Source organism: Kribbella sp. NPDC023855 (assembly GCF_040639475.1).
Classification (GTDB): domain Bacteria; phylum Actinomycetota; class Actinomycetes; order Propionibacteriales; family Kribbellaceae; genus Kribbella.
In genome coordinates this window covers 356162-382949 of record NZ_JBFAAA010000003.1, presented here as the reverse complement: position 1 = coordinate 382949, position 26788 = coordinate 356162, and the positions used below count along the sequence as shown (strand labels likewise).

28 protein-coding genes and 1 pseudogene are annotated in these 26788 nt (G+C 68.8%); 15 read left to right on the top strand and 14 right to left on the bottom strand.

Features of this window, described 5'->3' with window-relative positions; all coding sequences use genetic code 11:
- Positions 1-44: 44 nt before the first annotated feature.
- The 7 genes from AB0F51_RS12645 to AB0F51_RS12615 all read right to left on the bottom strand — a co-directional run bounded on the left by AB0F51_RS12645 (position 45) and on the right by AB0F51_RS12615 (position 5557).
- The gene (locus AB0F51_RS12645; RefSeq protein ID WP_360278304.1) at positions 45-206 is read right to left on the bottom strand and encodes a hypothetical protein; all 162 of its coding nucleotides are present in this window, start codon (positions 204-206) and stop codon (positions 45-47) included.
- A 13-nt stretch (positions 207-219) separates the two neighbouring features.
- The gene (locus AB0F51_RS12640) at positions 220-351 is read right to left on the bottom strand and encodes a hypothetical protein (protein WP_360278301.1); all 132 of its coding nucleotides are present in this window, start codon (positions 349-351) and stop codon (positions 220-222) included.
- A gap of 497 nt (positions 352-848) precedes the next feature.
- Positions 849-1760 carry a PfkB family carbohydrate kinase gene (locus tag AB0F51_RS12635; protein ID WP_360278298.1) on the bottom strand — a complete coding sequence of 304 codons (912 nt, stop codon included), beginning with the start codon at positions 1758-1760 and terminating at the stop codon, positions 849-851.
- Positions 1757-2842 carry an ADP-ribosylglycohydrolase family protein gene (locus tag AB0F51_RS12630; protein ID WP_360278295.1) on the bottom strand — a complete coding sequence of 362 codons (1086 nt, stop codon included), beginning with the start codon at positions 2840-2842 and terminating at the stop codon, positions 1757-1759. The genes AB0F51_RS12635 and AB0F51_RS12630 overlap by 4 nt, the downstream gene beginning before the upstream one ends.
- On the bottom strand, positions 2839-3558 hold the full coding sequence (locus AB0F51_RS12625; RefSeq protein ID WP_360278292.1) for a GntR family transcriptional regulator: 720 nt from the start codon (positions 3556-3558) through the stop codon (positions 2839-2841). The genes AB0F51_RS12630 and AB0F51_RS12625 overlap by 4 nt, the downstream gene beginning before the upstream one ends.
- Entirely contained in the window at positions 3555-4091 is a 537-nt protein-coding gene (locus AB0F51_RS12620; RefSeq protein WP_360278289.1) for a cysteine hydrolase, read from the bottom strand. Before AB0F51_RS12620 ends, AB0F51_RS12625 begins: the two co-directional genes overlap by 4 nt.
- Positions 4091-5557, bottom strand: a complete 1467-nt coding sequence (locus tag AB0F51_RS12615) for a cytosine permease (RefSeq protein ID WP_360278286.1) — start codon at positions 5555-5557, stop codon at positions 4091-4093. Before AB0F51_RS12615 ends, AB0F51_RS12620 begins: the two co-directional genes overlap by 1 nt.
- 143 nt (positions 5558-5700) lie before the next feature.
- On the opposite strand from AB0F51_RS12615, the gene AB0F51_RS12610 reads away from it, so the two are divergent.
- The 3 genes from AB0F51_RS12610 (at position 5701) to AB0F51_RS12600 (ending at position 7897) form a co-directional block, all read left to right on the top strand.
- Entirely contained in the window at positions 5701-6465 is a 765-nt protein-coding gene (locus AB0F51_RS12610) for an SDR family oxidoreductase (protein ID WP_360278283.1), read from the top strand.
- 86 nt (positions 6466-6551) lie between these two features.
- Positions 6552-7175 carry an NADH-quinone oxidoreductase subunit B family protein gene (locus tag AB0F51_RS12605; RefSeq protein ID WP_360278280.1) on the top strand — a complete coding sequence of 208 codons (624 nt, stop codon included), beginning with the start codon at positions 6552-6554 and terminating at the stop codon, positions 7173-7175.
- The gene (locus tag AB0F51_RS12600) at positions 7172-7897 is read left to right on the top strand and encodes an NADH-quinone oxidoreductase subunit C (RefSeq protein ID WP_360278277.1); all 726 of its coding nucleotides are present in this window, start codon (positions 7172-7174) and stop codon (positions 7895-7897) included. Before AB0F51_RS12605 ends, AB0F51_RS12600 begins: the two co-directional genes overlap by 4 nt.
- Here the strand turns inward: AB0F51_RS12600 and AB0F51_RS12595 are convergent.
- Entirely contained in the window at positions 7875-8729 is an 855-nt protein-coding gene (locus tag AB0F51_RS12595) for an NAD(P)H-binding protein (RefSeq protein ID WP_360278274.1), read from the bottom strand. The two genes, AB0F51_RS12600 and AB0F51_RS12595, sit on opposite strands and share 23 nt — an antisense overlap.
- An 88-nt stretch (positions 8730-8817) precedes the next feature.
- Here AB0F51_RS12595 and AB0F51_RS12590 point away from each other — a divergent pair, with 88 nt between their 5' ends.
- Positions 8818-9768 (top strand): complex I subunit 1 family protein, encoded by a 951-nt coding sequence (locus AB0F51_RS12590; RefSeq protein WP_360278271.1) that lies wholly within the window; start codon positions 8818-8820, stop codon positions 9766-9768.
- A gap of 2 nt (positions 9769-9770) precedes the next feature.
- On the opposite strand, the gene AB0F51_RS12585 is transcribed toward AB0F51_RS12590, so the two are convergent.
- Genes AB0F51_RS12585 through AB0F51_RS12570 form a run of 4 tightly spaced genes read right to left on the bottom strand, consistent with a single transcriptional unit; the run spans position 9771 to position 13256 of the window.
- A complete protein-coding gene (locus AB0F51_RS12585; protein ID WP_360278268.1) occupies positions 9771-11006 on the bottom strand; it encodes an ABC transporter permease in 1236 nt (411 codons plus the stop codon).
- Positions 11006-11668, bottom strand: a complete 663-nt coding sequence (locus AB0F51_RS12580; protein WP_360278265.1) for an ABC transporter ATP-binding protein — start codon at positions 11666-11668, stop codon at positions 11006-11008. Before AB0F51_RS12580 ends, AB0F51_RS12585 begins: the two co-directional genes overlap by 1 nt.
- Positions 11665-12723 carry a peptidoglycan-binding protein gene (locus AB0F51_RS12575; RefSeq protein ID WP_360278262.1) on the bottom strand — a complete coding sequence of 353 codons (1059 nt, stop codon included), beginning with the start codon at positions 12721-12723 and terminating at the stop codon, positions 11665-11667. The genes AB0F51_RS12580 and AB0F51_RS12575 overlap by 4 nt, the downstream gene beginning before the upstream one ends.
- Complete coding sequence (locus AB0F51_RS12570; RefSeq protein ID WP_360278259.1) at positions 12723-13256, bottom strand: hypothetical protein; 534 nt, start codon at positions 13254-13256, stop codon at positions 12723-12725. The genes AB0F51_RS12575 and AB0F51_RS12570 overlap by 1 nt, the downstream gene beginning before the upstream one ends.
- A gap of 141 nt (positions 13257-13397) precedes the next feature.
- Between AB0F51_RS12570 and AB0F51_RS12565 the strand changes: the two genes are divergently transcribed.
- From AB0F51_RS12565 to AB0F51_RS12515, 11 genes and pseudogenes are all read left to right on the top strand, one after another.
- Positions 13398-14054: a response regulator transcription factor gene (locus tag AB0F51_RS12565; protein ID WP_360278257.1), complete on the top strand. Its 657-nt coding sequence runs from the start codon at positions 13398-13400 to the stop codon at positions 14052-14054.
- Positions 14051-15373: a HAMP domain-containing sensor histidine kinase gene (locus AB0F51_RS12560; protein ID WP_360278255.1), complete on the top strand. Its 1323-nt coding sequence runs from the start codon at positions 14051-14053 to the stop codon at positions 15371-15373. The genes AB0F51_RS12565 and AB0F51_RS12560 overlap by 4 nt, the downstream gene beginning before the upstream one ends.
- A gap of 30 nt (positions 15374-15403) precedes the next feature.
- Positions 15404-15748: a YciI family protein gene (locus AB0F51_RS12555; protein ID WP_360278252.1), complete on the top strand. Its 345-nt coding sequence runs from the start codon at positions 15404-15406 to the stop codon at positions 15746-15748.
- Positions 15745-17010, top strand: coding sequence for an RNA polymerase sigma factor (locus AB0F51_RS12550; RefSeq protein ID WP_360278249.1), 1266 nt, complete (start codon positions 15745-15747; stop codon positions 17008-17010). The genes AB0F51_RS12555 and AB0F51_RS12550 overlap by 4 nt, the downstream gene beginning before the upstream one ends.
- An 83-nt stretch (positions 17011-17093) precedes the next feature.
- Positions 17094-17855 carry a methylenetetrahydrofolate reductase gene (locus AB0F51_RS12545; RefSeq protein ID WP_360278246.1) on the top strand — a complete coding sequence of 254 codons (762 nt, stop codon included), beginning with the start codon at positions 17094-17096 and terminating at the stop codon, positions 17853-17855.
- Between the two features lie 208 nt (positions 17856-18063).
- Positions 18064-18285: pseudogene (locus AB0F51_RS12540) on the top strand (4Fe-4S binding protein); the annotation flags it as partial.
- Between the two features lie 137 nt (positions 18286-18422).
- Positions 18423-18926, top strand: coding sequence for an NADH-quinone oxidoreductase subunit J (locus AB0F51_RS12535; RefSeq protein WP_360278243.1), 504 nt, complete (start codon positions 18423-18425; stop codon positions 18924-18926).
- Positions 18926-19270 (top strand): NADH-quinone oxidoreductase subunit NuoK, encoded by a 345-nt coding sequence (gene nuoK, locus AB0F51_RS12530; RefSeq protein WP_360278240.1) that lies wholly within the window; start codon positions 18926-18928, stop codon positions 19268-19270. Before AB0F51_RS12535 ends, nuoK begins: the two co-directional genes overlap by 1 nt.
- On the top strand, positions 19267-21033 hold the full coding sequence (locus AB0F51_RS12525) for a proton-conducting transporter membrane subunit (protein WP_360278237.1): 1767 nt from the start codon (positions 19267-19269) through the stop codon (positions 21031-21033). Before nuoK ends, AB0F51_RS12525 begins: the two co-directional genes overlap by 4 nt.
- Positions 21030-22577 (top strand): NADH-quinone oxidoreductase subunit M, encoded by a 1548-nt coding sequence (locus tag AB0F51_RS12520; RefSeq protein ID WP_360278234.1) that lies wholly within the window; start codon positions 21030-21032, stop codon positions 22575-22577. Before AB0F51_RS12525 ends, AB0F51_RS12520 begins: the two co-directional genes overlap by 4 nt.
- On the top strand, positions 22574-24028 hold the full coding sequence (locus AB0F51_RS12515; protein ID WP_360278231.1) for an NADH-quinone oxidoreductase subunit N: 1455 nt from the start codon (positions 22574-22576) through the stop codon (positions 24026-24028). The genes AB0F51_RS12520 and AB0F51_RS12515 overlap by 4 nt, the downstream gene beginning before the upstream one ends.
- A gap of 4 nt (positions 24029-24032) precedes the next feature.
- Here the strand turns inward: AB0F51_RS12515 and AB0F51_RS12510 are convergent, their stop codons facing one another.
- Both AB0F51_RS12510 and AB0F51_RS12505 read right to left on the bottom strand, forming a co-directional pair.
- Entirely contained in the window at positions 24033-25205 is a 1173-nt protein-coding gene (locus AB0F51_RS12510) for a hypothetical protein (RefSeq protein ID WP_360278228.1), read from the bottom strand.
- A 109-nt stretch (positions 25206-25314) separates the two neighbouring features.
- The gene (locus AB0F51_RS12505) at positions 25315-26730 is read right to left on the bottom strand and encodes an MFS transporter (RefSeq protein ID WP_360278226.1); all 1416 of its coding nucleotides are present in this window, start codon (positions 26728-26730) and stop codon (positions 25315-25317) included.
- Between the last annotated feature and the right edge of the window lie 58 nt (positions 26731-26788).

Sequence of the window (26788 nt, the reverse complement as noted above, 5' to 3'; positions counted from 1 at the left end):
GTCCCCGACCGGGACTATCTGGTCGGGGACGGCGGTCACGGCGCTCATGCGGCCGTGGTGGGCCGCAGGACGCGGCGAGCGTGCCGCGGCTCCGGCTGGCCGGTCTCCTGGCGCTCCCGGCGGGCGGCGGCCCGGCCGAAGTCACGCTTGATCCGCTCCTGGCGGTAGGCGGTCTCCGCCTGGGCTGACTGAACTGTGGTGAACATGGTGTCCCTCCCTTCAGGCGCTCTTGGCGAACAGGTGGACGATGCTGCGGCGGGTCCCCGACTTGCGGTTGGCCCTGCGGTAGTCACGGGTGAGGCGCTCCCTGCGGTAGCTGACCTCTGCCTTGACCGACTCGTTCGTGTACATCTGGTGCCTCCTGGCTGGTGTTGCCTCGACTCCTTGTCGATGCCCCTAATCTGCTCGTCTGAGGAGGACCGGCACATCGGAACTAGTCCCTATCCAGGGCCTCGGCCGGGCCCTAGGGAGTCCCTACGCCCAGTCCTGCGCCTAGCCCTGCGAACAGCCCGGGAACAGCAGTGCGGCCGAGACCCGGGAGGGGTCTCGGCCGCACTGGTGGAGGGGGCAGGGGGTGGTCGGGCGCTCACATCGCAGTCCTGGCCACGACGGCCGGCCTGCAGGGTGTAGCGGTCACTGGCTTCGCAGGCCTGCGCCGGAACCACAGCAGGCGCAGGCTGTTGGCGGTCTCGAAGTCGCGCCTGATGCGCTCTTGGCGGTAGGAGATCTCCGCTTGGAGCGACTGACTGGAGTATTGGTACACGGTGTCCTCCGGGAGCCTCGGTCGATGCCTCGACTGTGCTCGCCTGAGGAGAAGAGCCACATCAGCACTAATCCCTATGCCGCGCCTAGAGACCCCTTAGATAGGCCTCAAGCTCGTCCCTAGTGGGTGCGGTGGCCGGTCCGCGCCGGGTGACCGCAAGGGCAGCGGCCGCGTTCGCCCGGCGTGCAGCCTCCACCGGGTCCTTGCCCTCGGCAATACCGGCCAGAAACGCCCCTGCATGCGCATCCCCAGCCCCATTGAGGTCCACAGCCGGTACTGCGAACCCGTCCACCTGCGTGACGTCCTGACCCCGTACTGCGACCAGGCAACCACCCGGCCCGGTGCGGACGAGCACATCGGCCCGGCCCGCTCTCTGTCGTACTGCGTGAGCCGCCTCGGCCGGGTCGGACAGGCCGGTCAGTGAGGTGGCCTCGGCCGCGTTGGAGCTCCACCAGTCGGCCCTGGCGAGCACGGCCTCCAGGGCCTGGTCGGGGATCTCGGCAACGAGTGGGCCGGGATCGAAGAACACCTGGACGACGTCCGGCAACTTGCCGAGCCAGGGGAGTAGGGCGGTGCGGTTGGAGTCGTGCAACAGGCTGTACCCGGACAGGTACACGAGGTCGTCGGCTGCGGGCTCCGGGAGTTCGTCGCCGGTGAGAGTGGCCTCGGCGCCGGGACTGGTGACGAAGGTGCGTTCGCCGGTGGCGTCGACGAGGGTGACGACGAAGCCGGTGTCGATGTCTTCTCTTGCCGGGTGCAACCACTTGATGCGCGCCGTCTGCAGCGCGTCGCGGGCTTGGGCTCCGAAGGGGCCGGTGCCATGCGCACCGGCGTACAGGGTGGGGAGGCCTTGGCGGACGGCGGCGGTCATCACGTTGAAGCCGCCGCCGGGGGTGGCCGTCGTACTGGACGCGATGACGTCGCCGCCGCGGGCCGGAAGGTCGCCGACGGTGAGGACCAGGTCGATCACGACGTTGCCGAGGTGGAGGAGTCTCATCCGGCGCGGATCTTCAGGAGCTGGCCGGCGAGGTCGTCGAGCTCGAGGTTGTTGACCTCGGCAACTTTGGCGCGGGCGTCGGCGGGGAAGCCGTCGATGCCGTGGCACGCGCCGGCGATGGCTCCGGCGATCGCGGCGATCGTGTCGGTGTCACCGCCGAGCGAGGCAGCCAGGCGGGTGGCCAGCCAGGGGTCGTCGGGGTACGCGGCGAGGACGGCGAACGCGGCCGGTACCGACTCCTGGCTGGCGAGGCTGGTGCCGACGAGGTCGTAGAGAAGTGCAGACACGGCGCCCGGCCGAGGAGGGGTGTTGCCAGGCGCCGTGTCGATCAGGGAGGTGGCCCAGGTGATGCGGGTCGCGATGTCCGCACCGGCCACCCGATGGCCGCTCGTCGAGGCTTTGGTCGCGGCGGCGACCGCGAACTCGGTCGCCTCGTTGGTGGTCGCGCCGTCGATGCCCGCGCTGACCGCGGCCGCGACGGCTGCTGCGGCGGCCAGTGCGAGGCCGGTGTTGTGGGTCGCGGCGCTGGCGGCGACCACGCGATCGACGATCAGGTCGAGGTCGGCGGATGGGGTGGCGATGCCGACCGGGGTGATCCGCATTGCGGCGCCGTTGGTGGTGCCGTAGCGCCCGGTTTCTTCGATGTCCTTGCCTTGCAGCAGCTCGTCGATGGCGCGCCGGGTCGACGGTCCGAGCAGATCGAGCGAGCCGCGCTCCCGCATGCCGTCTTCCCACTCCAGCAGTTGCCGAGCGAGCTCCCGGCCGTCGACCTTCCCACCCGACGTCACCACCAACTTCGCCAGCAACACGGCCTGCTCGGTGTCGTCGGTCACCGCCCCCGCCGGCATCCCCGCCGCCAACGGCTGATCGTCCGGCGCCGGATGAAACCCATCGATCACCTCGCCGTACCGCGCAACGATGAGTGCCCGAGGCAACGACTGAGTCGGCATGCCAAGGGCATCTCCAATAGCCAACCCGTAGAGCGCGCCTGCGGCGCGCAGGGTGGGGGCGGAGGCGCGCGCGGCGGACCGCCCATCCCATCCGCCGGCGCCGGAGGCGCCGGGCTTGTTTGGCGGGCTCATCGAGTCGATCCGGAGTAGGTGAGGTTGAGTTCGAAGTGGGTGGGGTCGAGGAGGCTGTCCACCTGTTCGGCGAAGCGGTTGTCGGCGGTGTAGCTGACTCGGCGGGTGTGGAGGAACCAGGTGCCTTCGGGGCGGTCGAGGAGGATGGCTTCTTCGGGGTCGAGGGGGCGGCCGCGGAGGCGTTGTTCGCCGTGGTCCAGGTGCAGGCCGGCGCGGCTGAGGGTTGCCGTGATGGAGTCGCCGTCCAGCCCGCGTTCCGGCAGGTCGCGCAGGGCTTCCAGTGCCGGGATGCAGCTGCGCTCGATCGAGATCGCCTCGCCGCCCACGATCACCCGCAGCCGCTGGATCACGATCACGTCGGGCGAGTCCAGCCCGAGCCGCTCGGCCAGTTCATGGTCCTGTTCGTGGGCCAGCCGCAAGGTCTTCACCCGCGTCTCGACACCCTGCTGAGCCAGCGCGTGCGACCAGCCGAGCCGGTCGTCCAGCGGCCGGCCGTCGAACAGGACGAACGATCCCTTGCCGGTGCGGGTGGTGATCAGCCCGTCCTCGTTCAGTACGGCGAGCGCCGAGCGGACCGTGTTCCGGCTGACCGCGAACCGCTTCGCCAACTCGATCTCACCGGGCAACTGGCTGCCGTGCCCGACCCGGCCGGAGCGGATCTCACGAGCCAGGATCGAGGCGATCCGCTCGTGTTTGAGATTCACTCCACGAATCACTGGCTCTGCTTCCGAACCTCGTCCACCGTGACGACCTCGAGCATCGGCGAGTACAGCCGCAGGATGTCGAGCGTCTTCTGATGGCTGGCCTCATCAACCCCCGCACACGCATCAGCCACGACCTGAACCTGTACTCCGGCGTCGACCGCCGCCAGCGCGGTCGTCAGCACGCAGCAGTCGGTGGTGACACCCGCGAGCACCAGGGTTCCGTCCGGCCCCACCGCCTCGGCCAACTCGGGCCCCCACTTGCCGAAGGTGCTCTTGTCGAGAGTCGGCGCGCCGTGGAACTCGTCAACCAGTTGATAGGCGTAGGAGTCCGGCGACTGCAACGCGAACGGCCACTGTTCGTAGTACGGGACCCAGGATCCGGTCGGCTGCTCCGGGGCGACGAAGCGGGTGAAGATCACCGTGGGGAAGAGCTCGATGAGCTCCTGGGTCGGCTTGATCACGCGCTGGAAGTCGGGCGTGGCCCAGCCGCTCTCGGGATCGGCGAAGATGCGTTGCAGGTCGATCAGGGCCAGGACTCGTGCCATCAGGCGGTCACCTCCTGGGCCCGCACGCGCGAGCGCCCGGCGAAGTACTGGACCAGGAACGACACGACCAGCGCGAACAGTACGCCGAGGTTCGCGAACGCCCACGCGCCTTCCTTGCCGCCGAGGCCGAGCGGTTCGAGCAGGTAGCCCTGCCAGGTCAGCCAGCCGGCCAGGCTGTTGGTGACCAGTCCCCAGCCGATCGCGGTGGCGATCACCATGGTTGCTATCGGCAACCACTGGATGTCGCCGTACCGGCCGCGCCGGTCGAAGAGGTCGGCCTCGGCGTAGTCGCGCCGGCGGGTGGCGATGTCGGCGAGCATGATGCCGCACCAGGCCGCCACCGGGACGCCGAGGGTGATCAGGAAGCCCTGGAACTGGGACAGGAAGCTCTCGCTGGAGAAGAACACCACGTAGACGGTCCCGGCGATCATCACGAGGCCGTCGACGAACGCCGCGACGTACCGCGGGGCGGGCAGTCCGAGCGACAACAGGGCGAGCCCGGACGAGTAGATGTCCAGCACCGCGCCACCGACCAGCCCGAGCACGGCCACGATCACGAACGGCACCAGGAACCAGGTCGGCAGCGCCTCGGCCAGGGCTCCGATCGGGTCGGAGGCGATCGCCGTACTGAGGTCTTGGGAGGAGCCGGCGAGCAGCAGGCCGAAGACCAGCAGGACGACCGGCGCGATGGTGGAGCCGAACGTCGTCCAGCCGACCACGCCGCGGCTGGACGCGGAGCGGGGCAGGTAGCGGGAGTAGTCGGCGGCCGCGTTCACCCAGCCGAGGCCGAAGCCGGTCATCAGGAAGACGAGTGCGCCGATGACTTCCTGGCTCGACCCGCTCGGGAGCGAAGTGACGGTGCTCCAGTGGACCTGGTCGGCGACGAGGGCGATGTAGACGACGGTCAGTACGCCGGTGACGATCGTGATGACCGTCTGGGCGCGCATGATCAGGTCGAATCCGAGTACGCCGCAGAGGACGATCAGGGCGCCGACGACGACCAGCGCGACCAGTTTGGTGAGATCGCCACCACCCCAGCCGAGCCGTTCGAAGACGGTCGCGGTGGCCAGCGTCGCGAGAATGGTCAGCACGGTCTCCCAGCCGACGGTCAGCATCCAGCTCACCAGCGACGGAAGTTTGTTGCCGCGGACGCCGAACGCCGCCCGGCTCAGCACCAGCGTCGGCGCCGAGCCGCGCTTGCCGGCCAGGGCGATCAGCCCGCAGAGCAGGAACGAGAAGGTGACGCCGAGGACGCCGGCGATCACCGCCTGCCAGAACGAGATCCCGAAGCCGAGCGCGAAGGCGCCGTAGCTGAGCCCGAGCACCGAGACGTTCGCCCCGAACCACGGCCAGAACAGCTGCCGCGGGGTGCCCTTGCGGTCCGCGTCGTCGATCACGTTCAGGCCGTTGGCCTCGACCGCGAACGCCCGCACTTCCGGCGCATCCACCCGCAACTGATCGGCCATCGAGTAACTCCTGCCCGAAAAATGGACCTGTTCAGTCCTGTCCAGTTCACGGTAGGTCGGCGGCGGGGCGCGGTCAAGGAACGGGTTGACCTAGAGGTTGCTCTAGGACCTAGCGTGCTGAGTCCCGAGCGGAGGAGACGGCTGTGCGGAGATTCGAGGACAAGGTCGCTTTCGTGACCGGAGCCGCCCACGGCATCGGCCGGGCGACCGTACTGCGCCTCGCAGCCGAGGGCGCCGCCGTCGGGGCTGGCGACGTCGATGCCGGGGGCGCCGCGTCGGTCGTTACCGAGGTCGTGCAAGCCGGTGGGTCGGCGGTGGCGCTCGACTGCGACATCACCGACACGGGCTCGGTCGAAGCGGCGGTTGCGGCGACAGTGGCGCAGTACGGGCGGCTCGACGTACTGGCCAATGTTGCCGGGCACAACCTCGGTGGGCTCGAGGGAGCCGAGCCCACCGAGGAGCAATGGGGCCGGCAGTACGACTTCACCTTCACCGGCGCGGTGCGCTGCATCCGGGCGTCGCTACCGCACCTCGTCGAGTCCCGTGGGTCCGCTGTCCTGGTCGGCTCGATCAGCGCGGAGATTGCCCTCGGCACTCCGCCGTACGCCGCTGCGAAGGCCGCGCTGGCCAACCTGGTTCGCAATCTGGCCTCCGACCACGGACCGAAGGGTGTCCGGTTCAACGTGGTGGCGCCGGCGACGGTGGCGACGGACCGGTTCATCGGCAACGAGGCCCTGCTGGAGGAGCTGAAGGTGATCTACCCACTCGGACGGGTGGGGAAGGCCGAGGATGTGGCGGCAGCGATCGCCTTCCTCGCGTCCGACGACGCTTCGTGGATCACCGGCATCACCCTCCCGGTGGAAGGCGGCCTGACATCCGCAACAGGCCACCTACTCAACCTGCTGTGATGAAGGCATGCCGAACCCGGGGCATTACGCGCCACTCGAATACCCGGAGATCTTCGCGGAGGGGATAGTCGGACTAGGCTGAGCGCATGCCAGACAGCGGAGTTCATCTGCCGATGCCGACGGTGCGGCCGGCCGTCGGGGGGCTGGCGAAGCTCGCGCCCGAGCCGGTGCGGTACCTGCTGAACTGGGGCCGCAAGTACTCGCTCTGGGTCTTCAACTTCGGTCTCGCCTGCTGCGCGATCGAGTTCATCGCGGCCTCGATGGGCCGGCACGACTTCATCCGGCTCGGCGTGATCCCGTTCGCGCCGGGTCCGCGGCAGGCCGACCTGATGGTCGTGTCGGGCACGGTGACCGACAAGATGGCGCCGGCGATCAAGCGGCTCTACGACCAGATGCCGGAGCCGAAGTACGTGATCTCGTTCGGCTCCTGCTCCAACTCGGGCGGGCCGTACTGGGACTCGTACTGCGTCACCAAGGGGGTCGACCAGATCATCCCGGTCGACGTCTACGTGCCCGGCTGCCCACCGCGGCCGGAGGCGCTGCTGCAGGGCATCCTGAAGTTGCAGGAGAAGATCGCGGGTGAGAATGTCGCCGACCGGTACGAACCGTCGCCACTTGCCCTGACCCGCTCGCTGGTCACCCCGCCGGAGGCTGCTGCTGGGCCGACGGATGGTGCTGGCCAGCCGGGCTCTGCCGGGAAGGCGCGATGAGCGACGACGTGGTGGGTGCGCTCACCGAGGCGGGTATCACGGCGACCAAGGTGGACAGCTTCGGCCCGCCGACGATCGACGTACCGGCCGAGTCGTGGGTGGCGGCGCACGAGGTACTGCGGGACGAGGTCGGGCTGACCTTCTTCGACTTCCTCACCGCCAGCGACGAGCTCGCCGACGGGTTCCGGGTGGTGACCCACCTGGCCGACTTCTGGGGCGGCGCGCACGTCGACCACGTGATCGTGCGCACCCTGATCCCGCGCGAGAACCCCTTGCTGCCAACACTTTCCGCTCTGTACGCCGGCGCGAACTGGCACGAGCGGGAAACCTTCGAGATGTTCGGCATCACCTTCGAAGGCCACCCCAACCTGGTACCCCTGCTCCTCCCCGACGGCTTCGAGGGCAACCCCCTCCGCAAGGAGTTCGTCCTCGCCTCCCGAGTAGCCAAACCATGGCCCGGCGCCAAAGAACCCGGCGAATCGGACCACGCCCCGGCGAAGAAGGCAGGCTCCCCAAGCCGCCGCCGCACCCTCCCCCCAGGCGTCCCCGACCCCGACTCCTGGGGCCCCCGCCCACCCGGTTCCCCAGCCCCAGACCCTCTAGCCCCCGCCCTAACCGCCGCCACCCCAGCCCGCCCCCGCCGAACCCCAGGCGAACGCCGCGCCACAAAGCAAGCCGAACCCAAACCCCCCGAAGCACCTACCGAAGACCCCTCGTCCTGACTCGGAACTCGTCGGCGTGCTCCTCGGCCCACTCGCGGAACGTGAGGGCTGGGCGGCCGAGTAGCGACTCGACGTCGGAGGTCACCGGCTCGGGGGTGTCGATCAGCGAAGCCCAGTAGGCCAGCGCCCCGTCGGCGAAGTTCGGGTCGACGCCCTGCTCGACCATGGCCCGCCGTACCTCCTCCGCGCTCTGCTCCTGCACCCGCACCGACTTGCCGATCGCCTCGCCTAGTACGGCGACCTGCTCGGCCTGGGTCAGGACCTCTGGGCCGGTTAGGCGGTAGGTCTGGCCGATGTGTTTGTCATTGAGCAACGCCAGTACTGCGACCGCCGCGATGTCGCGTTCGTGGATCAGGGACCGGCCGGCTCCAGGTGACGGCATCCGTACGACGTCGCCCGTGCGGAACTCGTCGGCCCATTCCTGTGTGTTCACCATGAACCCGCCCGGCCGCAGGAACGTCCAGTCGGCATCGCTGAGCAGCAGCTCGATCTCACCCCACACCCCGCTCGCAGCAGGGTCCTCGTCGGCGACGTTCAACGATGACAGGTAGACCACGCGCGACACCTGCTTGGTCAACGCGGCCACCACATCACCCGCGCCCTCAGCGCTGTACGACGGCCACAGCAGGAACGCCGCATCAACCCCACTAGCCGCCCGCTCGACAGCAGCCGGGTCGTAAATGTCGCCGTGCACCACCTCCACGTCAACAGGCAGTCCGGCGAACAAGGGGGACCGGACCAACGCCCGCACACTCACCCCCGCGTCCAGCAGTCCCTGTACTACGTGGCGCCCGACGCGCCCGGTCGCTCCGGTGACGAGAATGGTGGTCATCTTCAGCAGCTCCTTGAATCGGTGGTTGTCCACACCCTGCGACCTCAACGTTGGTTCAGGTCAAGCCGGACTCGGTAGGGTGGCGGTCATGCTCGAGTTCCTGGTGCGGGTCGTAGGAGTGCTGGTCGCGTTCCTGGTCGCGCCCTTGCTGGTCGGCCAGGCCGAGCACAAGGTGATGGCGCACATGCAGTCGCGGCTCGGGCCGATGTACGCCGGCGCGTTCCACGGCTGGGCTCAACTGGTGGCCGACGGCGTGAAGTTCCTGCAAAAGGAGAGCGTCACCCCGGCCGCCGCGGACAAGCGCGTCTTCGAGTGGGCGCCGATCGTCGCGATCCTGCCGTACATGGCGGCGATGGCCGCGATCCCGCTCGCCCCGGGCATCGTCGGCGCCGACCTGGATTCGGGCCTGTTCTACGTCCTCGCCGTGATGAGCATCGGCGTACTGGGCTCTTTGATGGCCGGCTGGGCGAGCGGCAACAAGTACAGCCTGCTCGGCGGGCTCCGAGTCGCGGCCCAGCTGATGAGCTACGAGCTGCCGTTCGTACTGTCCGCGGCCTGCGTCGCGGTCGCGGCCGGCACGCTGAGCCTGACCGGCATCGTCGGCGTCTGGAACCCCTGGTGGTTGCTCTGGCAACTGCCCGGCATGGTGGTGTTCTTCATCGCCGGGCTGGCCGAGTTGCAGCGTCCGCCGTTCGACATGCCGGTGGCCGACTCCGAGGTGATCTTCGGGCCGTACACGGAGTACACCGGGCTGCGGTTCGCGATGTTCCTGCTCGCGGAGTACGCCGGGATCGTCGTCCTGGCCGGCCTCACCACGGTCCTGTACCTCGGTGGCTGGAGCGGGCCGGGCCCGGACAGCATCGGCTGGATCTGGACGATCCTGAAGGTGGCGGCCGTCTCTGTGCTGGTCATCTGGATCCGGGTGGCCTTCCCGCGACTGCGCGCCGACCAACTGCAGAAGCTCGCCTGGCAGGGCCTCGTGCCGGTGGCGCTGCTCCAGCTCGCGCTCACCGGCATCGGGGTCGTCATCTTCTACTAGTACTACGGCGTCGCCAGCGCCTCGGTAGGCGACAGCCTGGACGCGCGGATCGCCGGATAAAGCCCCGCGAGTCCACCGATCACGAACGTCGCCGCCACCCCACCGGTCAGCGCCCACAACGGGATGACCGTCATCCAGTCCTGGTACGACGAATAGCCCGCGGTGACCGCGCTGCCCAGGATCGCCCCACCGATACCGCCCAGAGCCGACAGCAACAACGACTCGGTCAGGAACTGGGTGCGAACCTGACCCCTGGTCGCACCCAGCGACCTCCGCAACCCGATCTCGGCCCGGCGTTCCAGCACTGAGATCACCATGATGTTGGCGACGCCCACTCCGCCGACCAGCAGCGCGACCGCGCCCAGCCCGAGCAACAGCCCAGTGAACGCCTCGCCCGCAGCCTGCTTGGCCGCGAGCGCATCGGACGGCCGCGAGACGTCAACCTCGTTCGGCGCCTCCGGATTGGCGGTAGCACCCAGTACGTCGCGAACCGCCGCAACCTGCGCGTCGGGGGAGCGCGTGTAGATCTTCGTGGCATGCCCGTCGAAGCCCAGGGTCGAACTCGCCGCGGGCCAGCCGATCAGCGCGGCGCTGTCCAGCTCGGGCGCCAGCGCGGCGGGCTCGAGGATGCCCACGACGGTGAACCACTCGTAGCCGATCAGCACCTTCGTGTCGACCCCTGACCGGTTGATCCCGAGCCGTTCGGCCGCCGCGGAGCCCAGCACCGTCGCCGGATAAGTTCCGGTCGCCGCGTCGAGCCAGCGGCCGTTGCGGACCGTTGCCCCGATCGTGGCCAGCAGGTCGGTCCGCGCGGCGTACGCGGCGATGCCGTTGGTCTGGATCGCCGGGATCCGGTCGCTGCGATAGACCGACGCGCCGTCGACCCGCCCGATCGCGGACAGGGCCTCGACCGGGCCGATCCGCCGGACCATCGCCTCCGCGGTCAGCGGCAGCTCCGCCTGCTCACCGGTCAGCCGGGTGCCCGGCGCAACGGTCAGGAGGTTGGTGCCCAAGGCATCGAGTGTCCCGTTCAGCTCGGCCCGCGACGACGCCGAGATGCCCACTACGGACACCATCGCCGCGATCCCGATCGCGATGCCCAACGCCGAGAGGAAGGCCCGCAACGGCCGGGTCCGCAGCCCGACGGCGCCGACGCGGACCACGTCCCCGAAATTCATCCGGGCCGGCCGCAACTCCGATCCGCGGCCGGCCGCATGCGCCGAGACCTGAACTGCCATCAGTGCACCTCCGTGGTGATCCGGCCGTCGCGCATCAGCACCTGTCGCGGAAGAGAAGCGGCGATGTCCCGGTCGTGCGTGATGACGACGACCGTCGTACCGGCGCCGTTCAGATCGCGCAGCAACTGCATGACTCCGGCCCCGGACGCCGAATCGAGCGCACCGGTCGGCTCGTCAGCCAGCAGTACTGCGGGCTCTCCGGCGACTGCCCGAGCGACGGCGACCCGCTGCCGCTCCCCACCGGACAGTTCGTGCGGCTCGTGATCCAAACGGTGAGCCAGGCCAACCCTTTCAAGGGCTGCTGCCGCGCGTTTGCGGCGCTGGGAACGCGGCAGCCCGGAGTACAGGAGTCCGTCGGCGACGTTGTCGACGGCCCGTACGCCGGAGGCCAGGTGGAACTGCTGGAAGACGAACCCGATCCGGCCGGCCCGCAACGCGGACAGCCCCGCGTCGGAGAGTCGCGCCACGTCGTACCGGTCGATCCGGACGTGGCCGGTGGTCGGGCGGTCGAGGGTGCCGAGGATGTTCAGCATGGTCGACTTGCCGGAACCGGAGGGGCCGACGATCGCGACGAGTTCGCCGGGCTCGATCCGCAGCGACACCCCGGCCAGCGCGGCGACCCCACCGGCGTACACCTTCGTCACGTCGGTCAGCTCGATCACTTGGGCACCCCCACGGCCAGGCCTTCGGTGATGCCTTTGCCGCTGATCTCGACCCGGCCGGCCGCGAACAAGCCGGTCTTCACCGGCAGGTACCGCGTCGTACCGTCACCGCCGGCCACCTCGACGCCGAAGCCACCCTCCTGCAGGGCGAGCAGCGCGGCGACCGGAACGGTCAGCACGTTCTTCCGTTCCGCGGCCGTGAACGTCACGTCGACGGAGGCGAGCGAGTACGCCGCCACCGCCTTCTGGTTGCTCAAGGCAATGATTACCTCGACCTTGGTCTCCGGCTCCTGGTCCTGGCCGGCGGCCGGCACGATGAGCGTCGAAACCTCGGAGATCTTGCCGGTGACGGTCTTGTCGTCGGGCAGCGTGACTGTCACGGTCGCGCCCTTCTTCGCCAGCCGCTGGTCCGATGCCTCCAGCTCGACCGTCACGGCCTTCGTCGTACCGGTGTAGCTGAACAGCCTCTGGCCGGGCGTGACCTGATCGGCGGTCTGCGCCTGCAGGCTGTCCACTCGGACCGCTGCGGGAGCGAACACGACCTGTCCCAGCTCGACCACGCCGGTCTCCTCCAGGCCGCGGTCCTCCTGCCACTCCTCGACCGCCTCGGCAGTAGCCGACGTGTACGTGTCGTCGACCGTGAAACCGTCGTAGCCCAAGGCCTTGAGGTTCTGCTCGAGCTGCAGGACGTCCTGCCCCTCGCTGTCCTCTGCAAGCCGCCGGTACGCCGGCAATGCGCCGTACAGCAAGGTGGTGGGCAGGTTGTTCACCTGGTAGAGGGTCTGGCCGCGACTGATCTGCTGCCCGCTCTCGGGGAGCCAAGTGAGTGTCCCGGCGCCTCTGCTGGCTGCCGTGGTGCTGGTGCCGTAGGCGAGCTCGCCGTCGGCAGTGTCGGTGTCCTTGAGTGTCTGGCGAGTCACCTTGGCGGTGTTGACCAGCGCAGCCGGCGCATCGTCCGCTGCCTGGCTGCTGTCGCCTCTGGTCAGCAGTGTGGCGGTGAGCCCACCTCCAGCGGCCAGTACTGCGACCGCTGTCAGCAGGGCTCTACGGGCCATCACTTACCTGCCAAGATGCTCTGGCAGGCCTGCTGCGCCTTGGCCATGTCCGGGTCCTCCCCGACCGACTTGTCGATCATGATGCCGCGCTGGCCGGGCTTCGGGTCCGGGAACTTCTCCACTCCGTTCTCCCGCATACAGGCGGCGTACTTGCGGCCGTTCTCCTCCTGCTGCGGGTTGGTCCCCTCGCCCTGCGGGCCGTACTGCTTGCAGGCCTCCATCGCCTTGTCCATCTGCTCTCTGGTGACGCCGCTGCTCGGGTCGAGCTTGATCATCGGGCCCTTGCCCGGCTCGGGGTCCGGCACGTTGATGCCGTTCTCCCGCAGGCACTGGGCGAACTTCATCGACTTCTCGTCCCGGCTGAGACCGGAGGTGTCACCACCAGTGCCGCCGGTGCTGGTGCTGGCAGAGGGCTGGTCGCCGCGGGACGCCACCTTGTTGTCCGTCGCGTCGTCGCCGGAACCGCAGCCGGTGAGGGCCAGCGTCAGAGTCAGGGCCAGAGCGGCCACCGCGCCGAGGGAATGCTTGCGCATCACGTTGTTCTCCTTGGGATCGGATTGGTGGCTCAAGACAAGTCGGCGGCCCGTTTCCCCACTGTTTCCTCCGCGAGGTAACGCCGGGGAAACGCGGCGTCGGCGATCATGGAGGCACGGACGGGGAAAGGATGGCGCTGCATGCGGGTGTTGGTGGCCGAGGACGAACCGTTGCTGGCGGCAGCGATCGCGGAGTGGTTGCGCGACGAGACCCACGCCGTCGACGTGGCCGAGAACGGTGAGGCCGCGCTGGAGCGACTCGCGGTCAATCAGTACGACGTACTGGTCCTGGACCGTGATCTCCCGCTCGTTCACGGTGACGACGTGTGTCGGCAGTTGGTCGACTCGGAGTCGGCGACGCGCGTCCTGATGCTGACGGCCGCCGCGTCGATCACCGATCGGGTGGACGGGCTGGGTCTGGGTGCCGACGACTATCTGACCAAGCCGTTCGCGTTTCCCGAGCTGGCCGCACGGGTGCTGGCACTGGGCCGCCGCAGCCGCCCGGCCGATCCACCGGTACTACGGCGTGCGGGGCTGACGCTGGACCCGTCGCGGCACGAGGTGTTCCGTGACGGTCGCTATGTGCCGCTGGCGAAGAAGGAGTTCGCAGTACTGGCCGAGTTGCTGCGGGCCGACGGTGCGACCGTGTCGGCCGAACAGTTGCTGGAGAAGGCCTGGGACGAACACGTCGATCCGTTCACCGGCGCGGTCCGGCTCACCATCCTCAAGCTGCGCCGCAAGCTCGGCGAGCCCACGATCGTCGAAACCGTCACCGGAGTCGGGTACCGAATCCCATGAAGCTGACCCTGCGCGCCCGCCTCACCCTGATCTACGGCGGCCTCTTCCTGCTGGCCGGCGTACTGCTGCTGGGCGTCACCTACGCCCTCTTCAGCCAGCAACTCTCCGGCCGCAAGGTCATCATCCAGGGCACCTTCCACACCACGTCGCCTGCTGCCGCGGGGAAGGGCACACCCGCCACCTCGGGCGCCGGCGCCACTTCGGGTTCCACTGCCGCCCCGACGCCCAGCCCAGCCTCCACCGCGCCGCCTTCTTCTCTGCCCGCGCTGCCTCAGGGGCAGTACCTGCCCAAGGGGCTCTACCTGATGAACCGGGATGGGGTTGTGCTCACCGGCTCGGACGCCGAGCAGGCGATGCGGCAGCAGAGTGCGGAGGTGAAGGCAGCTGCCACCAAGACGCTGCTGGGCCAAGGCTCGATCGCGCTGGTGCTGGTCGGCGGGCTGGCGGCAGGGTTCGGCTGGTTGGTGGCCGGACGAGTGCTGGCACCGCTGCATCGCGTCACCGACACGGCGAAGCGGATCGCGGCCGCGCCGGCTGCCGGACGCGGACTGCACGAGCGGATCGCGCTGAACGGCCCGGACGACGAGGTGAAGAAGCTGGCCGACGCCTTCGACACGATGGTCGAGCGGCTCGACCACTCCTTCGACGGGCAGCGACGGTTCGTCGCGAACGCCTCGCACGAGCTGCGGACTCCGCTCACCCTCGGCCGCGCCCTGGTCGAGGTCGCCATGCACCGCAAGTCCGCCTCCGACGACGTCAAGCAGCTCGGCGAGACCCTGCTGGAGATCAACACGCGCCACGAGCACCTCATCGCCGGCCTGCTCCTGCTCGCCGACTCGGAGAAGCAGCTCACCGCGACCTATCCGGTGAACCTCGCCGATGTGATCACGCATGTCACCGCTCAACTCACGGCCGAGGCGAACACGTCGGGTGTCACCCTCACCGCGGCTGCCGGCGACGCGCCCACCAGCGGCGATGCGCTGCTGCTCGAGCGGCTCGTCCACAACCTGGTGGAGAACGGCATCCGCCACAACGTGGGTATTGGCGGCTGGGTGCGCGTCACGAGTCGTACGACGGGCGACCAGGTCGAGGTGGAGGTGACCAACAGCGGGCCGCACGTTCCGCCGTACGAGGTGGAAGCGTTGTTCAAGCCGTTCCACCGGCTCGCCGACAACCGGCTGGTCGGGGCGAAGGGGGCGGGGCTGGGGTTGTCGATCGTGCAGTCGGTGGCGCAGGCGCACGGCGGGTCGGTGAGCGCGAAACCCCGCGACGAGGGCGGGCTGGCGATTACCGTGTGGCTGCCTGTCGATCCGGGCTGAGCCCGTTCGTATAGGGGTAAAGGAGGCACCATGAAGCAGTACCTGCTCAGCATCTACCAGCCCGACGGACCGCCGCCCGGCCCCGAGATCCTCGACCCGATCATGAAGAACCTAGCCGCCTGGAACGACGAGCTCCGCGCAGCCGGCGCCTGGGTCTTCAGCGCGGGCCTGCACCCACCGGAGTCCGCGACCGTACTCCGCGCCGACGGCGACGAACTCCTGATGACGGACGGCCCCTTCACCGAAGGCAAAGAACACCTAGGCGGCTTCACCGTCATCCAGGCCGAAGACCTAGACGAGGCCCTCACCTGGACCCGCAAACTAGCCACCATCCTGCAGCCCTTGTCCATCGAGGTCAGACCCTTCGCCGAATGACCGACCACCTCACGCCCCCACCACCCCCCGGCCCCGCCTCAACCGCGACCGGTGGGGTTTCGGCTGCGGAGGTGGCGGGGGTGTTTCGGGCTGAGCATGGGCGGGCGGTCGCAGTACTGGCTCGGGTGTTCGGTGATCTTGATATCGCCGAAGACGCGGTCCAGGAGGCCTTCGCGGCGGCGGTCGAGAAGTGGCCGGCCGCGGGGATGCCGCCGAGTCCGGCTGGGTGGATTATCACGACGGCGCGGAATCGGGCGATCGACCGGCTGCGGCGGGAGTCCTCTCGGGAGGACAAGCACGCTCAGGCGGCGCTGTTGCAAGCCCAGGACGAGCCAGTGGAGGAGGGTGTTGTGCGCGACGACCGGCTTCGGCTGATCTTCACCTGTTGTCACCCTGCGCTCGCGCTCAACGTCCGCGTCGCGCTCACGCTTCGGCTGCTCGGCGGGCTCACGACCACCGAGATCGCCCGTGCCTTCCTGGTCCCCGAACCGACGATGGCGCAGCGGATCGTGCGGGCGAAGGCGAAGATCCGCAGCGCGGGGATCCCGTACCGGGTTCCGTACGAGGCTGATCTCCCCGAGCGGGTCCGCGGCGTACTGGCCGTGGTCTACCTGATCTTCAACGAGGGGTACGCCGCGTCGTCGGGGGATGAGCTGATCCGCACCGAACTCTGCCAGGAGGCGATCCGCCTCGGCCGGCTGCTGGTCGAACTGATGCCCGACGAGCCCGAGGCGGTCGGCCTGCTCGCGCTGATGCTCCTACAGGAGTCCCGCCGCCCGGCCCGGGTCGCCGGGGACGGCTCACTCGTCCTGCTGTCCGACCAGGACCGCACCCTCTGGGATCGCGCGCTCATCGCCGAAGGCCAAGACCTCGTACGCCGCTGCCTCCGCCGCGACCAGCCCGGTCCGTACCAACTCCAAGCCGCGATGAACGCAGTCCACAGCGACGCGCCCACCGCCGAGGACACCGACTGGCGCCAGATCGTCCAGCTCTACGACCACCTCTTGATGCTCGAACCAAGCCCGGTCGTCGCCCTCAACCGAGCCGTAGCCATCGCCGAGACAGACGGCCCAGCCGCAGCCCTGACCCTGGTCGATGACCTCGACCTAGGCAACTACTACCTCTTCCACGCCATCCGAGCCGAACTCCTCAAACGCCTGAACCGCCGCCCCGAAGCCGCCGCAGCCTACAAATCAGCCTTGGCCCTCACCGAAAACACCCCCGAACGCCACTTCCTCCAACAAAACCTCAACGCCCTCTAGCCGACCGGTACGCCGACCAGCGTCCAGACCAGTGGCTGATACTGCCCATTGGGTGACGGTACGGGTGGTTACAGTCCGGTGCTATGGGTGACGGGTTTGAGTTGGTGTGTGAGGTGGAGCCGCCGACGCGGCCGGATTTGAAGAAGGTTCGGCATCAGATCGGGGTGATGAGTCCGATCGCGGACGCCTTCCTCATCCCGGACAACCACATCGGGCGGGCGACCGTTTCCAGTGTTGCGGTGGCCAATGAGGTGCAGGCGATGGGGGCTCGGGGGATCGCGTGTCTCAACTCGCGGGATCGCAACCTGCTCGGATTCCGGCGAGACCTGCTGACCGCCGCGGCGTACGGCGTCGAGCAGTTCCTGTTCGTGCACGGTGACGACCCGACGGCGGGTGGGCGGACCAGTCAGCTGACTGTCCGGACGATGATCGAGCAGGCCCGCGAGACCAGCTTCCCCGGGATCGCGCCGTTCCAGGTCGGCGCGGCGACGCGGCTGCGCGCAGTACCGGCGTGGAAGGCCGAGGCTGACTTCCTCTACGTGCAGGTCAGCTACGACCTCGACGAGTTGCTCCGGTGGCGGGACAGTGTCGCGCTCGACATTCCCGTGTACGCCGGGGTGATGGTGCTCGCGAGTGCCAAGATGGCCGCCGATCTGGCCAAACTCCCGCAGCTGACCATCCCCGACGCGCTGGTGGAAGCGGTCGAGCGGGACCGCGACGCAGGGGTCGACGCCGCCTGCGAGCAGATCCTGAGGATCCGGGAGAGCGGGGCCTTCCAAGGCGTGCATCTGATCCCGGTGAGCCGCTATCGGCAGGTCGCGGCGCGCCTGGAACGCGAACTCTGACACCTCCTGGCACCGTGACCCGGCGAAACCGACTAATGTCAGCGTGCAGGACCGACTGACCGGAGGAGGGGGCGTGGCCGTACCAGGGAAGGGTCTGATCGATGGCCTGAAGGTCACCGCCAAGACCCTGGGCCGCCGTGCCGTCACCGAGCAGTACCCCGACGTCCAGCCGGAGCTCGCCCCGCGGACGCGCGGCGTGATCGCGCTGATGGAGGAGAACTGCACCTCCTGCATGCTCTGCGCGCGCGAGTGCCCGAGCTGGTGCATCTACATCGACTCGCACACCGAGACCGCGCCGTCGGTCGGTGAGCAGGCGCGGGAGCGCAGCCGCAACGTGCTGGACCGGTTCGCGATCGACTTCAGCCTGTGCATGTACTGCGGGATCTGCATCGAGGCCTGCCCGTTCGACGCGCTGTTCTGGTCGCCGGAGTTCGAGTACGCCGAGACCGACCTGCGCAACCTGACCCACGAGAAGGACCGGCTCCGCGACTGGATGTGGACGGTCCCCGCGCCGCAACCGATCGACCCGGGCCCGTCGGTGATCGAACCCGCCGCGGAGGACGAGGCGTGACCACTGCGCTCTTCTCCATCGCGGGGGCGGTGGCGCTGCTGGCGGCGGTCGTGGTCGTCACGTCCCGGCGGATCGTGCACGCCGCGCTCTGGCTGGTCGTCGCGCTCGGTGCCGTCGCCGGCTGCTTCGGCGCACTCCACGCCGAGTTCGTTGCCCTGGTACAGATCCTCGTGTACGTCGGCGCGATCGTCGTCCTCGTCCTCTTCGCCCTGATGCTGACCAAGGCCCCGACCAACCCGCTGCCCGCGCTGACCACCCGCCGCAGCCCGTTCGCGGCGGTCGTCGCCCTCGTCTTCGCCCTGGTCCTGGGCACCGGCGTCGTGCTTGCCTTCGGCAACGAAAAGATCAAGCCCGTCCCGGACGGCTCGGCCGAGGCGGTCGGTACGGCGGTGTTCCGCACCTGGGTGCTGCCGTTCGAGGTCCTGTCGGTGTTGTTGCTCGCAGCCCTGATCGGCGCGATCGTGCTCTCCCAGCGCACTGGCAAGAGGGGCGACAGCTGATGCCGCTCATCGTCCCCCTGTTGCTCGCCGTCGCGCTGTTCTGCATCGGCGTGTACGGCGTACTGGCGCGCCGCAACGCGATCACGATGCTGATGTCCTTCGAGCTGATGCTCAACGCGGTCACCCTGAACCTGGTCGCCTTCGACGCCTGGCACGTCGACGGCCTGGCCACCGGGCAGACGCTCGCGGTCTTCGTCATCACCATCGCCGCGGCCGAGATCGGGCTCGGCCTGGCGATCGTGCTGCTGCTGTTCCGCGGTCACGGCCACGTCGACGCCGACGCCGCCCGCGACCTGCTGGAGCAGGACGCCCCTGAATCCGTAGAGAAGGGCGCCGAGCGGTGATCGCCACGGCGTGGCGCGTGATCGGCGTCGGCTTCTCCCTGCTCGTCGTCCTGGCCGCCGGTCTGCTGTACGGCGTGGACCCCCAGCAGACGAACCTCGGCGGGACCTTCGTCGGCAACGACGTCTTCCTCAGCTACGACTTCCGTACCGACGACCTGACCGTCCTGCTGCTCGCGATCGTCGGCGTCGTCTCCGCCTGCGTCCAGGTCTACTCGATCGGCTACCTGCACGAACGCGCTGCCTCCTACACCGCGCTCGTCACCTTGTTCACGGCGTCGATGGTCACCGTGGTCGTCTCCGACAGCCTGTTCCTGCTGCTGATCGGCTGGGAACTGATGGGCGCCTGCTCGTACCTGCTGATCGGCCATTACTGGGAGCGCCGCGACGCCCGCTCCGGCGCGATGAAGGCCTTCCTGATGACCCGGCTCGGCGACGTCGGGTTCCTGTTCGGCATCTTCGTCCTCGGCCTCGGCTACGACACCTTCAAGATCTCCGAGCTGGGCGACAGCCCGATCTCGCCCGGCACGCTCACCACCGGCACGCTGCTGATCCTGGTCGGCATCGTCGGCAAGTCCGCGCAGGTCCCACTGCAGACCTGGCTCCCTGACGCGATGCCCGGCCCGAGCCCGGTCAGCGCGCTGATCCACGCCGCCACGATGGTTGCCGCCGGCGTCTTCCTGATCGCCCGCCTGTACGACGTCTTCGCCGCCGCCGAGACGACGCTGACCGTGCTGGCCGTGATCGCCTGCGTGACGATGCTGTTCGCCGCGTTCTGCGCGATGGCCGCGGTCGAGGTGAAGCGCGTCCTCGCCTGGTCGACCGTGAGCCAGCTGGCGATCATGTTCGCCGGTCTCTCGCTCGGCACCGACGACGGCCGCCACGCCGCGCTCTTCCACTTGCTCACCCACGCCGCGTTCAAGGGCCTCCTGTTCCTCTGCGCCGGTGTCCTGCTCCACCAGGTCGGCAGCGCCGCCTTCGTCGTACTGCGCCGCTACACGCGCAAGGGCGCACTCCGCAAGCGCATGCCGGTCACCTTCGTCACGATGACGGTCGGCCTGGCCGCGCTCGCCGGCGTACCGGGTTTCGCCGGCTTCTTCTCCAAGGACTCCGTGGTCGAGGCCGCCTGGCACCACGCCCGCGACGGCTCGGCGGTCGGCTGGGTCGTGCTCGTCTCCGTCGCCCTGACGGCTGCCCTCACCGCCTTCTACTGCGTCCGCCTCTGGTTGTGGGTCTTCTTCCGTACTCCGGCGCTGGCCGGCGCGCTCGGCGCGTTCGAGGACGACGACCCGATGGCGGATCTCGAGGAACCGGACACCAGCAAGCTCCGCGACGGCTCCTGGCTGATGCTCGCGCCGCTGATCATCCTGGCTCTCGGCTCTGTCGGGCTCGGGTACGCCGACGGTGCTCACTTGAGTTGGCCGATCGCGTTGGCGACGACCGTGCTGGCGGTGCTCGGCGCGCTGCCGGCGTACTCGTTGTGGCAGCGCGGTGCTGATCCGCGACCGGTCTTCCTGGAACGCGAGTTCGGGGTGGATCGCGCGTACCAGCGGCTGTTCGTAGTACCGGTGCAGTGGCTGGCCAAGTTGGCGGTCGATGGCGATCGGGATGTGGTCGGGGCTTATGTCCGGGCGACTGGGCGGGCCGGCGTGCTGGCGTCGGCTGGGTTCCGGAAGTTGCAGACGGGCAATGTGCAGACCTATTTGACGGCTGCGGTGGTCGGTGCGGTCGCGCTCGCGATCCTGGCGGGAGTGATCGGCTCATGAGCGTCTTGCTGATCGCGCTGCTCGCAGTACCGGCGCTGGCCGCGGCGATCCTTTGGGCGCTGCCCTCGAACACCGGCGACCGGGTGGCCGCGATTGTCGGGTCGGTTGTCTCGGGTGTCGTGTTCGTCGGCTCAGCCGTGCTCTGGTGGGATCTGCTCCGGCCCCGCGGCGAAAGCGTGTTCGTCAACGTGCTCCTCGGCGACCAGCCCAGGACCCTGCCGGGCAAGGTCTATGCGTACGCCGAGACCGACGTCTCGTGGATTCCCCCCTTGGACGTGCGGTTCCACCTCGGCATCGACACCATCTCGATGCCGCTGATCGTGCTGACCGCCCTGCTCGTCTTCCTCTGCTGCCTGTACTCGCTGCGGATCACCCCACGCGCAGGCCGGACGCGCTCCCTGATCGCCTTGCTGCTGGTCATCGAGACCGGCGTGATCGGGACCTTCTCGGCGCTCGATCTGGTGCTGTTCTTCCTCTTCTTCGAGGTCGTGCTGATCCCGATGTGGCTCGTCATCGACATCTGGGGTGACGAGCACGACCGGGAAGGACGCCGTCGTGCGGCGACCACGTTCGTGCTGATGACCGTGTTCGGGTCGGCTCTGATGCTGCTCGGCTTCCTGCTGGTGCACCGGCTGGCGGGCACCTTCGACCTCGAAGTACTGGGTCAGGACCCGATCGCCGGTGGGCACGGGATCGCGCTGATCGCGGCCGTGCTGATCGCGCTGGGGCTCGCGGTGAAGATGCCGCTCTGGCCGCTGCACATCTGGTTGCCCGACGCCCATGCCAAGGCGCCGACGGTCGGCTCGGTGCTGCTCGCCGGAGTACTGCTGAAGCTCGGCAGTTACGGCATGATCCGGATTCTCCTGCCGGTGCTGCCTGACGCGACCGCCACCATCGCGCCGTACCTGGCCGGCTTCTCGACCGTTGCGATCGTCGCGGGCTCACTGGCCTGTCTGGCGCAGACCGACGTCAAGCGGCTGATCGCGTACTCGAGCGTCGGCCACATGGGTTTCATCGGTCTCGGCATCGCCACCATGTCGCCCGAAGGGCTGGCCGGCGCGATGTACGCGAACATTGCCCACGGCATCATCACCGGCCTGCTGTTCTTCCTGGCCGGGGCGATCAAGGACCGGCACGACACCAGCGACCTGCGCGCGATCGGCCGGGCTCTGTACGCGCGGCTGCCACGGATCAGCGGACTGCTCACGTTCGCCTGTCTCGCGTCGCTCGGGCTGCCGGGACTGGCTGGGTTCTGGGGCGAGATGCTGATCCTGCTCGGCGCCTACCACCCGGCGGACTCGTTGCCCAGGACAACTTTCCTGCTGCTGATGGTGATCGCCGGGCTGGGCGCGGTACTGACTGCGGCGTACTTCCTCAAGCTGGTCCGGCAGCTCTGCCAGGGTGACCCGGCCGAGAACCCGGCCACGGCCTTCGCGGTCGACGTGAGCCCGATCGAGCTCGCAACCTGGTCGCCGCTGGTCGTGCTCACCGTCTTCCTGGGCGTCTGGCCACCGTTCCTGCTCGACTACTGGACGTTCCTATGACGATCACCTGGACCGACTGGCAGGCGACCGCCGTACCGCTGGTACTGGCGCTCGGCGCTGTCGCCGTACTGATGATCGACGGCTTCTGGACCACCGGTACGAAACAGGTCAAGCACACCGTCATCACGCTGATCACCGGTGGCGTGATCTTGTTCGGGCTCGCCTTCGTGGTGGTGCAGCGCGACGGGTTCAAACCCGCGTTCTGCCGGTTCGCGGTCGAAGGGCCGGCGGAGTGCAGCCTGGTGCTCGAACCGTTGACGATCGGGCTGTGGGCCGTGCTGCTCATCGGCGGGCTCGGGGTCGTCGGGCTTTCGGCGTACCGGTTGCTGTCCGCGGACATCCCGGTGGGGGAGTACCACTTCCTGCTGCTCAGCGCGCTGGTCGGAGCGACGGTGCTCGCCGGGGCGCGCGACCTGGCGACGGTGGTGATCGCGCTGGAGGTCGTCTCGCTGCCGAGCTTCGCGATGGTCGCGCTGCGCCGGGACAGGCGCGGCTCCGAGGCGGCGTTGAAGGCCTTCTTGGTGTCGGTGCTGTCCACGGCCGTGATGCTCTTCGGCATCTCCTACCTGTACGGCGTGACGGGGTCGCTCTACCTGCAGACGATCGCGACCCGGCTGCCGGTCATCGACCCGGACCTGCGGCGGGTGGCCTTTGCGGCAGGGCTCTTCGTGATCGTGGGCTTCGGGTTCAAGATCGCGGCGGTCCCATTCCACGGCTGGCTGCCGGACACGTACTCCGGTGCGCCGGTCGAGGTGACCGCCTTCCTGGCCGTCGTGTCCAAGTCGGCGGGTGTGGCCGGGCTGCTCGTCCTGGTGACCTTCGGAGTCGCCCCGTCGGGGTCGGACCTGCAGCTTGTCGTCGCGGTACTGGCTGCGGTGACGATGACAGTGGGGAACCTGGCCGCGCTGCGGCAACGCGAGGCCGTGCGACTGCTCGCCTGGTCGTCGATCGGCCAGGTCGGGTTCTTGCTGGCTCCCCTGGCAGTGGGGGACGCCCAGGCAGTCGTGGGTTACCTGGCGGCGTACGTGGTGGTCACACTCGGCGCCTTCGGTGCGGTCGCGGTGGTCCAGCGTCACCGGCCGGGCGGGCTGCACCTGGAGGACTACCGAGGCATGGTCCGCTCCGAGCCCGGTCTCGGCGTGGCGCTCGTCTTCTTCCTGGTGGTCCTGGCCGGCCTGCCACCGGGGCTGGCCGGCCTGTTCACCAAGTTCGCCGCCTTCCAGGCCGTCATCGACGCCCACTACGGCTGGCTCGCCGTCGTCATGGCCGTGAACGTGATGATCGGCCTGGCGGTCTACCTGCGCTGGATCGCCGAACTCTTCCGCCTGCCCGCCGACGACCCGTTCTCAACCGACATCGAGTCCCCGGCGGTAGGCGTCATCTCCCTGTGCGCAGGCGCCGCAGTTGTTCTCTCGATCCTCCCCAGCACTCTCTTCGCGCTGGTCAACTGAGGATCTACTGCTGTCCCAGGATCGTCACCGACGAGATGGCGTCCGTCGTCGAGGCTGCTGAGGCCTTCGGGGCGAGGGACAGGCGCAGCAGCGTGTCGTAGTCGACCAGTTCGAGCGGCGTCTTGCTCTCCGGGATCGTGGTGAGATCCTGGTTGCCGGTCACCAGCACCTTGCGCGGTTCGCTGACCTCCACGCCGTACTTCGTCTTCGCGAACTCACGATTCTCGGCGTTCCCGAAGTACTCCCCGTACTGCGCGAGGCGCGCGGCCCCGTCCTGCGTGGCGATCGACCGGCGACGCTTCTTGCCATCCTTCGCGGTCTCCAGCAACGGCAACGCCAGCTCACCCAGGATGTGGGTGCCGTCGGAGCGCTCGAGGATGAAGTCGGGCGAGCTGTCCTGACCGTCGAGGACCGGCTCGCGGATCAGCTGGGTCGCGTCGAAGGCGGCCAGCAGAACCTCCTCGTGCTGCTGCAGGAAGTCGCCGACGGTCGTCTTGCCCAGTGAGTGCTGGTAGGTGCTCGCGAACGGAGCTGCCTTGAGCAACTTCTCGACTCCACCCCGCGGAACCGCGGCCGTGCCGACCGGGTCCAGGTGCGGCGCGGCGTTGACGAGGCCCTGCAGGTAGTCGCGGTACTTGTCGGCCGGCTCGGAACGGTGGATCGCGATCGCGAGGAAGGCCCAGTGCACGCGGACCGACGTACCGAGGCTTGAGGTGAGCAGCACCCGCTGGAGCGCCGTGTAGTTGCCCGGCGCGAACTTGAGCAGCTGCCCATCACCGATGTCCGCCGTACCGATCAGCTCCGACAAGGTCAACCGCTGAGCCGTCGGGAACCCTGCGGTCAGCACGCCATTCCCGTACTCCGTGGCGATGGTCGTGTCCTGGTAAAGGGTGTCGTTGGACAGCCGCACCACAGGCTTGCCGGCACCCGTCGCCCCGAAGTACTCGTCAATTCCGGCAGCCTTCTGCCGCCGCACCTCGAGCGACCGGTACTCCCGCGTCACCCCGACGAGCTCCAGGATGTTCCAGTCCGGCGTCTCGGTCAGCACCAACTGCCGGGGATACAGCAACGGCCCAACCAGCTCCCGCGAGTGACTAACCGGCAAATGCCCACTGACGCCCTTGAGGTGCTCCCCCCAAAACTGACTGTTCACCTTCACGAACTCGGTGGGTTTCATCGCCCGCAGTCTCCTCGCTCCAACTCAGCCAACCCCGACTCAACGACCAACCTCCGCTATCCCACCACTATTCCCCGCAATGCCGCACTCCAGGTCATCTGCTGCATGACTACTGTGCGCGCTGCCGGCGTCGGACGAGGCCGACGACGGCCGCGACCGTCAGACACAGCAGGGCGAAGGCGAAGCACGCCAGAAAGGCGGCTCGGACTCCTGCCAGGAGCCCGTCTCCGACGTTCGTGGCGGCGACGGAGCTGCACAACGCGATGCCCAGAGCCGCGCCGACCTGGAAGACCGAGTTGTTGATGCCTGAGGCCAGGCCGGCCTCTGCCGGCGCGGCGCTGGAGAGGGCGGCGATGGCGGAGGCGACGACCGTCACGCCGATGCCCGCACCGAACACGACCAGAGCCGGGAACAGCTCGATCCAGTAACTACCGCCGGCCGACACCCGGGACAGCAGGAAGGCTCCCGCGGCGAGCGTCGTCGCGCCACAGATCGCGACCTTCGGATAACCGAACCTGGTGGTCAGCGGTCCCGCAAGGTTGGAGCCGACGACCGATGCGAAGGCGTAGACGGCGGTACTGAGCCCGAACCGGACGGCCGAGTAGCCGAGCACCTGCTGGGCGTAGACGGACATCATCAGCGCCCCGCCGTAGATCGTCATGGCCACGAGCAGGGTCATCACGTTGCCGCCCACCAGGGCCGTCGAGCGGAAGATCCGCAGCGGCGTGAGCGGAGCCTTGGCCCTGCGTTCGATCAGGACGAACGCCGCGAGCAGGACAGCGGACGCGCCGAGCAGGAGCGGCGTCTGGGCCGATCCCCACCCGGCCTCCGGAGCCTCGACCACGCCATAGACGAGGAGCCCGAGGGCGACGGTGACCGTGACAGCGCCGAGCGGGTCGTACGACCGCCGACCGGGCGCCACCGGCGTCTCGCGCAGCAACCTGGGGCCGACCACGAGGACGACCAGGGCGAGGGGCAGGTTGATGAGGAAGATCCAGGGCCAGCCCAGGCCTTCCGTGATGGGACCGCCGATCAGCAGCGCGGCGGTGGCGCCGAAGGCCCCGACACCGGTCCAGATACCCACCGCCCGGTTCCGCTCGGGGCCGACCGCGAAGGTGGACATCAGGACGGCCATCGCGGTGGGTGCCATGATGGCGGCCGCCGCGCCCTGCACCGCCCGGGCCCCGACCAGGACGCCGCTCGACCAAGCTAGCCCGCAGGCGAGCGAAGCCACCAGGAACAAGGCGGTGCCGACGAGGAACATTCGGCGGCCGCCAAGGAGGTCGGCGGTCCGGCCGCCGAGCAGGAGCAGGCCGCCGAAGGTGAGCAGATAGGCGCTCATCACCCACTGCGAGGATCGGAGGCCGAGGCCCAGGTCGGATTCGATCGACGGCAGCGCGAGGATGACGATCTGGGAGTCGACGATGATCATGAAGTACGCCGTACACAGCAGCGCCAGCGCCTTCCACCGGCGGGGATCGGGTGGGGTGGTCGAGGACTGAGGGTCGTTCGTTGTCTCCAGCACGTAGCTTTGACCAGAGCGCGGGGGCGGATTCGTCGCGGCGAATCCGGCGGAATCGTCC